Below are 10,184 nucleotides of genomic sequence, written 5' to 3' on the forward strand. Positions count from 1 at the left end.
GCTATTATGCTGTCTTAACTTTTACTGCATCTGCTGCTTTTTCTTTATGTTTATCATACATTGCAAACATTCCTGCCAGTAACGTTCCGGAAATGGAGTGCCATGTACACGATACCGCACAGATAATTGCAGATTCCGGTGTGGAAGCAAACTGAGCTGTTGTTGTTGCAAGGTTCGTTGCAAGTCCGGCATTCTGCATTCCGACTTCGATAGAAATCGTTCTCTTCTTTGATGTATTCATGCCAACCAGCTTTCCGGCTCCATATCCAAGCAGATAACCAAGTCCGTTATGAAGAAGCACTGCTATGAAAATAACTGCTCCTGACTGGAAGAACTTATCTCCCTGTGAAGATACAACCCCACCGACTACGCAGGCGAGTCCAAGCACGGCAACACCAGGCATCATCTGCTGGATCTCGTGGAACATTCTCTTCTTTCCATATAAATAGTTTAATAAAAATCCAACTGCAACCGGTAAGATAACGGTTTCAATAATAGATACAAACATCGGAAGTCCGTGAATTGTAATTTTTGTTCCACTTGCCAGGAAAGATACCATCAGCGGTGTCATAACCGGTGAAATCAACGTGGAAACTGTTGTCATTCCTACAGAAAATGCTACATCTCCACCGCACAGATAAGACATGATATTGGATGATACACCACCAGGACAGCAGCCAACCAGAATCAGTCCAAGTGCAATTCCATCCGGCAGATGCAATGTTTTTGTCAGTGCAAATGCCAGAAATGGCATAATTAAATATTGTGCGATCGCACCCACACAGATATCAAATGGTCTCTGTGCAAGGATCTTAAAGTCTTCTGTTGTCAACGTCAGTCCCATACTGAACATGATAATTCCGATGATCACGGACTGACTGGTAAATTTATTTGCCACCATGTCTGTAAATAATGCCTGATTCACCCATCCCATCATAGACGGTACAAAAAAGGTCACAACTGCGATTGCAATTACAACAATCGATGTGTAGTCTGATAAAAATTTGCTTGCTTTTTGTAATGCTTTCATATTGTTTATTCCTCCTTCATCATACTGCTCACCGATTTTTTCAACGCCTACGGCGGTTGCCTGTGACATCATCATTGTACGCCCCAATGCATATCCTGCCGGAAGCTTTCTATATAACAGAAAATTATATCTCCTGATTATATAAAAAATCCCTCCTCAGACTTCTCATCTGAAGAGGGACGAATTCTATCCGCGTTACCACCCTGATTCTGCAGAAAATTTCTGCAACACTCTGTCGCATACTGACATATGCCATCCCTGTAACGGGGGATACCGGCGAGGTTTACTAATCTTTCTTTCAACCTGCTTCTCAGAGAGGATATCCCGATTCACTTATTGCCTGTTCACACCAGCCACAGGCTCTCTGTAAATAAATATAAATCCGGCTTTGTTCTCATCAACGAATTTCGGTGAACTTTATGTACTTACGTTATTTATTATATACTTGAATTTTCAAAAGTCAAGCAAAAATTAGAACGCACTCTGTTTTTTTGATATTTTATGATGTCTGCTATTTTAATATCTTGCTATACCATTGTATCTTTAATTGCCTGCATCAGCTCATCATATGTCTCATATGCCGGAATCTGTGGATTGTCTGTTTTGATTTGCTCTGTGCTCCGGAATAAAAATCCAGCTTTACTTGCCTTAATCATGCCAAGGTCATTATAAGAATCCCCGCTGGCAATCGTATCAAAACCGATAGACTGCAATGCTTTTACTGTGCTCAACTTAGACTGCTCAATACGCATCTTGAATCCGGTAATCTCACCATCTTCTGCTACTTCAAGACTGTTGCAAAACAAGGTCGGATACCCCAGTTTCTCCATAAGTGGAGCCGCAAATTCTGTAAATGTATCACTGATCAGTATAACCTGTGTAAAGCTTCTTAATTTATCCAGAAATTCTCTTGCGCCCGGAAGTGGATTAATTCTGGAAATTGTCTCCTGAATTTCCTTCAGTCCAAGTCCATGCTCCTTTAAAATACTCAGACGCCAGTTCATCAATTTATCATAATCCGGTTCGTCTCTGGTTGTTCTCTTTAATTCCGGGATTCCGCTTTCTTCAGCAAATGCTACCCATATCTCTGGTACTAATACACCTTCTACATCTAAACAAGTAATATACATCGCTTCTTCCTCCTGCTGCCGTTCTCTTTTACGTTACTACTTTAACATAGTACATTCATAATAACACACTTTTACCGCTCTTGCACTTGTTTTTTAGAATAACTATATACCCACATAGACTTTGCCTGTTTCTTTATTCTGCTGTAAGTCCACAGTTTCTGACTGTTCTGACGGCTGAATGGATCATTTACCTGAATCTTTCCGTCCTTCCATCCTGACAGCACAATAAAATGTCCATTCTTTGTAAAATCTCCCGGTCCTACACTGCAAATAACCGGATGTCCTTTGCAAAGCTCAGCTTTCAACTGCTTCTTATTCAACATTCCTGCATAGCAGTTCAGTCCCCAATGCTTTGCTGCTTTCTCCATAAATTCCCAGTACGTGTTATTTTCTTCATCGATCAGATTGTGACGTACGCTGTATGCTGCTGTTCTTGCCGGCGTGATCTTCGTATTACCGGTAAGCCCTGACACAACCATAGACATACAGGTCGGTCCGCAGCCGCTGACCGCAACAATGCTGGTTCCATACTTTGTATATCCCCAGCGTTCATCCCACTGGATCAGCTCCGGTATCGTGCCCTTTTGTATCTTCACACCAATATCTTTTGCTACTGCCTGATCTTTCTTCTCTCCATAGTCCTCCACGAAGTCAATCGTATCTTCGTTCTTGTCCAGCAGCTCAATGACACCTTTCGGATAGCCCTGGTTCTTTGCCATTGCTTTCACCCGTTCGAGACGGCTTGTGTACATCTCTTCCTGTGTCTTATTCTGTATTACTTCCTTCGTCTTCGACGACAGATCATCTTCCTTTCCCGCCGAATGATGTCCTATGGCAAACGCGACTGCAAGCAGCACAAAAATTCCTGCAGTCATCATGTAAATCCTTCTTCTGAGAATCTGTTTTCGTTTTTTATTTTTCTGTTTTTTGATTTCTTTCATCTGTATGTGACTCTCCTTATCTGAAAGACATTATACAATATGTTACAAAATAATTACAAGGTGAGTCATCTTATGATTTTCTTAACAATTCTTAAAAAAGAAAAATTTGACATGTTCTCAAAATACGGTTATCCTAACCACATACACATCCAATACTCACAAGGAGGACCAACTATATATGAAAATCGTTTTTTTAGATGCAAAAACTATCGGCGATGATATTGATCTGTCCGGTTTTGATGCGATCGGCGATGTCACACGCTACGCATTTTCTACATCCGAAGAAGTACCGGAACGCGTGAAAGATGCCGATGTCATTATCGTTAATAAAATACAGATAAATGAATCTACCATCGGTACTGCCGAGAATCTGAAACTGGTATGCGTCACTGCAACAGGTACGAACAATCTGGACAAGGATTATCTCGACAAGCGCGGAATCGCCTGGAGAAATGTTGCCGGTTATTCTACGGAATCCGTTGCGCAGCATACATTTGCCATGTTCTTCTATCTGCTGGAACATCTGCGATACTATGATGAATATGTCAAATCTGACCGTTATACCAATGACACGATATTTACACATTTTGAAAAAGTATTCTACGAATTAAAGGGAAAAACATGGGGAATCATCGGACTTGGCAACATCGGCCGCCGCGTTGCTTCTATCGCTTCCGCTTTCGGTGCTGATGTTATCTACGCTTCTCCATCCGGCAGTGCCCCGCAGAACGGTTATCATCAGGTCGATCTGGATACGCTGTACCGTACTTCGGATATTATTTCTGTTCACGCACCACTAAATGAATATACCGACGGACTACTTAATCTCGACGCTTTCTGTAAGATGAAGAAAAGCTGCATTTTCCTGAATCTCGGACGTGGCCCGATCGTTGTAGAAAAAGACCTTGCAACGGCTCTGAAAACCGGTCTCATCCAGGCAGCCGGTCTGGATGTACTTGCTGTAGAACCGATGAGCCCAGACTGTCCGTTGCGCGAATTAAAGGATTATCCGAACCTCCTCATCACACCGCATGTGGCATGGGCAAGTATTGAAGCCAGAACCAGACTCATGCAGATCATTCTCGGACAGGTGAAAGAATTCTTTCATGTAGAATAAGATAGAATGTGTTTTGGCACATTCTCGCGCCGAGCACGGTTGCCTGCAACATATTACCGCTTCGTGCGAGTGCGCATCCCCCGGAGGGTTTATGTAATAGGAGCGAAGTTTCCTATTACATAAAAGCCTTCCCTGACGCATATATTTTTTAATAAATATATGTACAGGGGAGGCTTTTTATGGAATCTATAACAAAACCAGTAATCGGCATTGTATTTTGCGGCTTTTCAGATGACCGCCTGTTTGTGCCATTTTCCTATATTCAGGCAATTGAAAAAAGTGATGGAATTCCTGTCATTATTCCTTATCTTTCTGACGCGGACTCACTCTCTGGCTACTTGAGCATCTGCGATGGTTTCCTGTTCTGCGGCGGTGATGATATCACACCGGAACTTTTTGGTGAAGAATTGCAGACTGATCACGGCACTACCGACAGAAAAACCGATCAGTTTCATCTTACGCTGATGCAGAAAGTACTGGATTTTCATCTTCCTGTACTAGGCATCTGCCGCGGTATGCAGGTGTTAAACCTTACGCTCGGCGGAACAATCTATCAGGATCTGTCTCTCCGTAACCGGAACTCCTTCAATCATATCCAACGCTCTCTCGACCGCAGCGATCCCTGCCATACGGTTGCTTTTGCATCTCATAGCCTGTTATATGAAATTTGTGGGAATTCCTGTGCTGTCAACAGCTATCACCATCAGTGTGTCAAAACATTAGGAAAACATATAAAAATGACAGGTATCACTTCCGACGGCGTCATCGAATCCATTGAATCTACCGGTCACACTTTCGCGGTCGGTGTACAGTGGCATCCCGAGTGCATGTACACAAACTGCGAAGCAATGCGACGTTTATTTGATCAATTTGTCCGAAAGGCTGCCGGTGCGAAACACTTGTCACTTCCTTTAAGCGCTTCTCTCAAACTGTGAATTATAGAGATCCGCATAAAATCCATTTTTAGCGAGCAGTTCCTCATGATTTCCCTGCTCCACAATATCTCCGTCTTTCATAACAAGGATCAGGTCTGCATCTCTGATCGTAGACAGACGGTGTGCAATGATGAAACTTGTTCTTCCACGCATCAGGTTATCCATCGCTTTCTGAATTTGGATCTCTGTACGTGTATCTACGGAACTTGTTGCTTCATCGAGAATGAGGATCTTCGGATCCTCCAGGATTGCTCTCGCAATGGTCAGGAGCTGTTTCTGCCCCTGCGACACGTTGCTTGCCTCCTCATTCAGTTCCATGTTATAGCCCCCCGGAAGTGTCTGTACAAACCGGTGTACATGTGCCGCTTTCGCAGCCTCTACCACTTCCTCATGTGTGGCATCTAATTTACCATAACGGATATTTTCTTCAATACTTCCCTTGAACAGCCACGTATCCTGCAGTACCATGCCAAACATTTTTCGAAGCTCGGAACGATTAAAATCACGGATATCATGTCCATCTACTTTGATCGCGCCTTCATTCACATCGTAGAAACGCATCAGAAGTTTTACCATCGTTGTTTTACCGGCTCCGGTTGGACCTACGATCGCAATCTTCTGTCCCGGCTCCACTTTCACACTGAAATCATTGATGATTATATGATCTGGGTTATATCCGAAATGTACATGGTCAAACTCTACGCGGCCTTCCAGATCATCGACCGGCTCGGAATCCGTAACTGTCTGTTCTTCTTCATCTTCTTCCAGAAATTCAAATACACGCTCAGATGCGGCTGCTGTAGACTGCAGCATATTTGCCACCTGCGCTACCTGCTGGATCGGCTGCGTAAAATTCCTTACATACTGAATGAAGGACTGGATATCTCCAACTTCGATCACGCTTTTCATTGCCAGATAACCGCCCAGAATAACTTCTGCCACATAGCCTAAGTTGCCGACAAACTGCATGATCGGCATCATCATTCCGGATAAAAACTGCGATTTCCATGCAGACTGATACAACATATCGTTATCTTTATCAAATGTTGCAATTACATCTTGCTCTTTATTAAATGCTTTTACAATATTATGCCCGCCATACACCTCTTCTACCTGTCCGTTGACATGTCCCAGATATTCCTGCTGACTCATGAAATATTTCTGCGAGCGTTTTACAATTACGGAAATAAATCCCATAGAAATCGGAAGCAGTAAAAGTGCCGTCAATGTCATAAGCGGACTGATACTGAGCATCATAATAAGTACACCAATGATTGTTGCTACCGATGTAATAACCTGTGTCGCACTCTGGTTCAGACTCTGGCTAAGTGTATCGACATCATTCGTAATTCTCGAAAGCACTTCTCCATGTGTCATTTTATCAAAATAATTCATCGGCAGACGATTGATCTTCTCCGAAATCTCTTTTCTCATACGATAAGTCAGTTTTTGCGATACACCTGTCATGATATATCCTTGGATAAAGGAAAATAATGCACTGCACAGGTACAATACTAATAACATTCCAAGTATTTTCCCAATTTTCGTGAAATCAATTCCTGAACCGCCGGAAACTTTCCGAACAAGTCCTTTGAAAATCTCGGTTGTTGCTCTTCCGAGTATTTTCGGTCCGACAATGTTAAATACTGTACTTCCAATTGCAAATATAATTACTGCCATAATGGAGATTTTATAAGCTCCAAGATACTGTAACAGCTTCTTCATCGTACCCTTGAAATCTTTTGCTTTTTCTACAGGGGCTCCCGGACCTCTGCGCATATGTCCTTTTGCCATATTAGTCCACCTCCTTCATATCTGCTTCCAGCTCCTTCTCAGATAACTGGGAAGATGCGATCTGATAATATGCTTCACAGGATTTCAACAATTCTTTGTGTGTACCTTTTCCGACAATCTGTCCATCATCCAGAACAATGATCTGCTCAGCATGAAGAATCGTGCTGATTCGTTGGGCAACAATCATGACAGTACTGTCTTTTGTCTTCGCTTTTAACTCTTTTCGAAGCACCGCATCCGTTTTGTAATCCAGCGCGGAAAAACTGTCATCGAAAATATATACATCCGGATGTTTGGCAATTGCTCTCGCAATTGAAAGTCTCTGTTTCTGTCCTCCTGATACATTGGAACCGCCCTGTGAAATCGGACTACGATATTTCTTTTTCTTTGTATCAATAAATTCCTGTGCCTGTGCAATTCCGGCCGCTTCGATCATTTCTTCTTCGCTTCCGTCTGGATTACCATACATAATATTGGAAGCAATATCACCGGAGAACAGAATTCCTTTCTGAGGCACATATCCAAGACGGGCACGCAGATCATGCTGCGAAACTTCCCGGATGTCCGTTCCGTCAATTGTAATCTTTCCTTCTGTCACATCGTAAAATCTCGGAATCAGATTTACCAGCGTAGATTTACCGCTTCCGGTACTTCCGATAAATGCGGTTGTCTCTCCCGGTTTTGCTGTAAATGACAGATCATGCAGTACATCTTCTTCAGCTCCCGGATAGCGGAACGAAACATGTTCAAATGCAACTTCACCCTTCTCATTTTTCGCAAATGTCCGCGGTGTTTCCGGATCATTGATTTTTGTCTCGCTCTTCAATACTTCGTCTACACGGGTTGCTGATACTGCTGCTCTCGGAAGCATGACTGAGATCATACAAATCATCAGGAATGCCATAATAATCTGCATTGTATACTGGATAAATGCCATCATATCGCCAACCTGCATTGCTCCATCATTGACACTGTACCCACCGATCCATACAATCAGAACGGTAATACAGTTCATAATCAGCATCATGGTCGGCATCATAAATGTCATGACACGGTTGACAAATAAATTTGTTTTTGTCAGATTTTTATTTGCTTCATCAAATCTTTTTTCTTCATGTTTTTCTGTACTGAACGCACGGATAACCGGAAGTCCTGTTAAAATCTCACGGCTGACAAGGTTCAACCGGTCAACCAAATCCTGTACAATCTTGAATTTTGGCATAACAACGAAAAATAATACTGCTACAACCAATACGATCAATCCAACAGCAAGTGCAATGATCCAGGACATATCCACATTTGTATGGAACACTTTCGTAATTCCTCCGATTGCCATAATCGGTGCATATAATACCATACGCAGAATCATAACCGTTAAAAGCTGAATCTGCTGAATATCATTCGTACTTCTAGTAATCAGAGACGCAGTTGAAAATTTATCAAATTCTCCATTGGAAAATCCTACTACCTTACGGAATACGTCCCTTCTGAGTCCACGTCCGATTGCCGCACCTACTCGTGATGCCATAAGACCGACTATAATACTTGCGATCATTCCCAACGCTGCCAGTGCAAGCATCTTCGCACCTGTATTTAAAATATAATGTGTCTCATATTTATCCATATCTATTCCGATATGTTTATATGCACCTTTAATATAAGTTGAGGCTGCCTGATCCAGCATAGAGTCCGGGAATTTATCCATCTTCTTTTCTATCTTTTTCACAAGCTCCTCACGCTGTGCGCCTTTCATCTGCCCAAATATGTCATAAATGGACATTTTGTCAATCTTCTTATCAATCTCTTTTTCTGATTTCTTTAACTGTGAGGCTGCTTGGCTTGCATTAGCAGTCTGCTTGGCTTCCTCTGGCTGCGCCTGTGACGAAAGTGCTGCCTGGCTCGCATCTTGCATCTGGCTCTTCATCTGCGCTTTCATCTGCTGCTTCATCTGATCTTTCATCTGGATTTCCATCTTTTTCGACATGTCACTTCCAGAATTAAATCCCTCTGCCAGAAGCATTGGTTTTGCTAACAGATTCGACAGTTTATTCATTTTATTCTCATCTGTTTTAACAGAGGATTTCAACTGCCATACTTTTTGCTTTGTATCATATTTTTTGCTGCTTTTTGTATAAGCATTTTTCACAGTACTTTGATCCTTCTCCGGAACCAGAAGTAACAAATGCTCCAGATCTTCCTCACCAACCTGCTCCGGAATCTTTTCATCAATTCCGTTTTGCTGAATTCCGACATTTACAATATCCGAAGTATATGTCGGTAATGACAGATCACAGTATGCCTGCACAACCAGTACGCACAAAATCGCCGCTACAACGCCTGCATATGGCTTCATAAATTTAAAAAGTTTACTCATAGATGTCTCTCCTCCATAATTGAACACATATCCATGCCCTGGATTTCTTTATAATTCAACATATTTGTCCGCATGCGAAGCATAATTCTTTGCAGTTCTTTCCGTTCTTCTCCGGAAATACCTTCATAAAGACCTGCTTCCAACATGTGCATCGTCTCTTTTAATTCATTCAGACAATCTGCTCCCTGATCTGTTATCGTAATTCTCTGAATTCTTTGATCTTTTTCATCTACTTTTCTCTGCACATATCCCTGTTTTTCCAATTTTCGAAGTGCTACCGTCATCGATGGTGGTGTAATTCCTATCAGCTTTGCCAGTTCACGCTGCGATAATTCGCCTTCTGAACGTAAAATAAACATAATACCTACCTGATTCGGTTTAAGATGAAAAGATTCCATCTCTCTCATTGCCTGATATTTTACTAAATGAGCAACCTGTTGGATCAGCATAAAACCTGATTCCATCCATTTTCTCTTCATGTTGTATTCCCCTCCCATAATCACCGCGCTCTCTTTTTATTTTCCTTTATTTAACCTGCGAAACCTGCCACTGGCAGCTTCCTCTGTAATCTATAGAAACAGTGATAAAACTTGTCGCTATAGCAAAAACGTTAGACTTTTAATAATTAGATGACTAATCATTAAAAGTCTAACGTTTAGGATACTCACTTCTTATATAAATGTCAAGAGAGTTTATATATTTTTTATAGAAGATTTGTTTGTATTTGCACGGGTACATGCGTTTTTCTCGTCGTTATAACAAAAAAGTGACTGGCTTTATACCAATCACTTCTGTAAGTTATATACCTTCAAAACTGCATACAAGAAATATTTCATCCTTTACCTATCACCTTGCTTGGTCAT

The 10,184-nt window shown here is 41.8% G+C and carries 8 protein-coding genes and 1 other annotated feature; of the genes, 2 read left to right on the top strand and 6 right to left on the bottom strand.

Annotated elements, in window-relative coordinates; all coding sequences use genetic code 11:
* Positions 1–4: 4 nt before the first annotated feature.
* From DXC04_RS12035 to DXC04_RS12045, 3 genes are all read right to left on the bottom strand, one after another.
* Complete coding sequence (locus DXC04_RS12035; RefSeq protein ID WP_118288766.1) at positions 5–1,030, bottom strand: bile acid:sodium symporter family protein; 1,026 nt, start codon at positions 1,028–1,030, stop codon at positions 5–7.
* Positions 1,031–1,202: 172 nt separating this feature from the next.
* Positions 1,203–1,440: a binding site (T-box leader), on the bottom strand.
* A 117-nt stretch (positions 1,441–1,557) separates the two neighbouring features.
* Positions 1,558–2,160, bottom strand: coding sequence for a bifunctional phosphoserine phosphatase/homoserine phosphotransferase ThrH (gene thrH / locus DXC04_RS12040; protein WP_021859882.1), 603 nt, complete (start codon positions 2,158–2,160; stop codon positions 1,558–1,560).
* Positions 2,161–2,231: 71 nt separating this feature from the next.
* On the bottom strand, positions 2,232–3,101 hold the full coding sequence (locus tag DXC04_RS12045) for a C39 family peptidase (protein ID WP_118661117.1): 870 nt from the start codon (positions 3,099–3,101) through the stop codon (positions 2,232–2,234).
* Positions 3,102–3,279: 178 nt separating this feature from the next.
* Here DXC04_RS12045 and DXC04_RS12050 point away from each other — a divergent pair, with 178 nt between their 5' ends.
* A complete protein-coding gene (locus DXC04_RS12050; protein WP_117538195.1) occupies positions 3,280–4,218 on the top strand; it encodes a D-2-hydroxyacid dehydrogenase in 939 nt (312 codons plus the stop codon).
* A gap of 179 nt (positions 4,219–4,397) precedes the next feature.
* Positions 4,398–5,153 carry a gamma-glutamyl-gamma-aminobutyrate hydrolase family protein gene (locus DXC04_RS12055; RefSeq protein ID WP_118661118.1) on the top strand — a complete coding sequence of 252 codons (756 nt, stop codon included), beginning with the start codon at positions 4,398–4,400 and terminating at the stop codon, positions 5,151–5,153.
* Here the strand turns inward: DXC04_RS12055 and DXC04_RS12060 are convergent.
* From DXC04_RS12060 to DXC04_RS12070, 3 genes are read right to left on the bottom strand one after another with little or no spacing between them, the layout of a single operon-like run.
* Complete coding sequence (locus DXC04_RS12060; RefSeq protein WP_118661119.1) at positions 5,130–6,947, bottom strand: ABC transporter ATP-binding protein; 1,818 nt, start codon at positions 6,945–6,947, stop codon at positions 5,130–5,132. The two genes, DXC04_RS12055 and DXC04_RS12060, sit on opposite strands and share 24 nt — an antisense overlap.
* A 1-nt stretch (position 6,948) precedes the next feature.
* Positions 6,949–9,321, bottom strand: coding sequence for an ABC transporter ATP-binding protein (locus tag DXC04_RS12065; protein ID WP_118661120.1), 2,373 nt, complete (start codon positions 9,319–9,321; stop codon positions 6,949–6,951).
* Positions 9,318–9,800, bottom strand: coding sequence for a MarR family winged helix-turn-helix transcriptional regulator (locus DXC04_RS12070; protein WP_118661121.1), 483 nt, complete (start codon positions 9,798–9,800; stop codon positions 9,318–9,320). Before DXC04_RS12070 ends, DXC04_RS12065 begins: the two co-directional genes overlap by 4 nt.
* Positions 9,801–10,184 lie beyond the last annotated feature (384 nt).

The organism is Dorea sp. OM07-5 (assembly GCF_003481355.1).
Classification (GTDB): domain Bacteria; phylum Bacillota; class Clostridia; order Lachnospirales; family Lachnospiraceae; genus Dorea_D; species Dorea_D hominis.

What these genes read in the sequence shown, in the direction of transcription:
- DXC04_RS12060 (WP_118661119.1), bottom strand. Translation starts at nt 6,947, where the DNA reads ATGGCAAAAGGACATATGCGCAGAGGTCCGGGAGCCCCTGTAGAAAAA.
- thrH (WP_021859882.1), bottom strand. Translation starts at nt 2,160, where the DNA reads ATGTATATTACTTGTTTAGATGTAGAAGGTGTATTAGTACCAGAGATA.
- DXC04_RS12070 (WP_118661121.1), bottom strand. Translation starts at nt 9,800, where the DNA reads ATGAAGAGAAAATGGATGGAATCAGGTTTTATGCTGATCCAACAGGTT.
- DXC04_RS12050 (WP_117538195.1), top strand. Translation starts at nt 3,280, where the DNA reads ATGAAAATCGTTTTTTTAGATGCAAAAACTATCGGCGATGATATTGAT.
- DXC04_RS12055 (WP_118661118.1), top strand. Translation starts at nt 4,398, where the DNA reads ATGGAATCTATAACAAAACCAGTAATCGGCATTGTATTTTGCGGCTTT.
- DXC04_RS12065 (WP_118661120.1), bottom strand. Translation starts at nt 9,321, where the DNA reads ATGAGTAAACTTTTTAAATTTATGAAGCCATATGCAGGCGTTGTAGCG.
- DXC04_RS12045 (WP_118661117.1), bottom strand. Translation starts at nt 3,101, where the DNA reads ATGAAAGAAATCAAAAAACAGAAAAATAAAAAACGAAAACAGATTCTC.
- DXC04_RS12035 (WP_118288766.1), bottom strand. Translation starts at nt 1,030, where the DNA reads ATGAAAGCATTACAAAAAGCAAGCAAATTTTTATCAGACTACACATCG.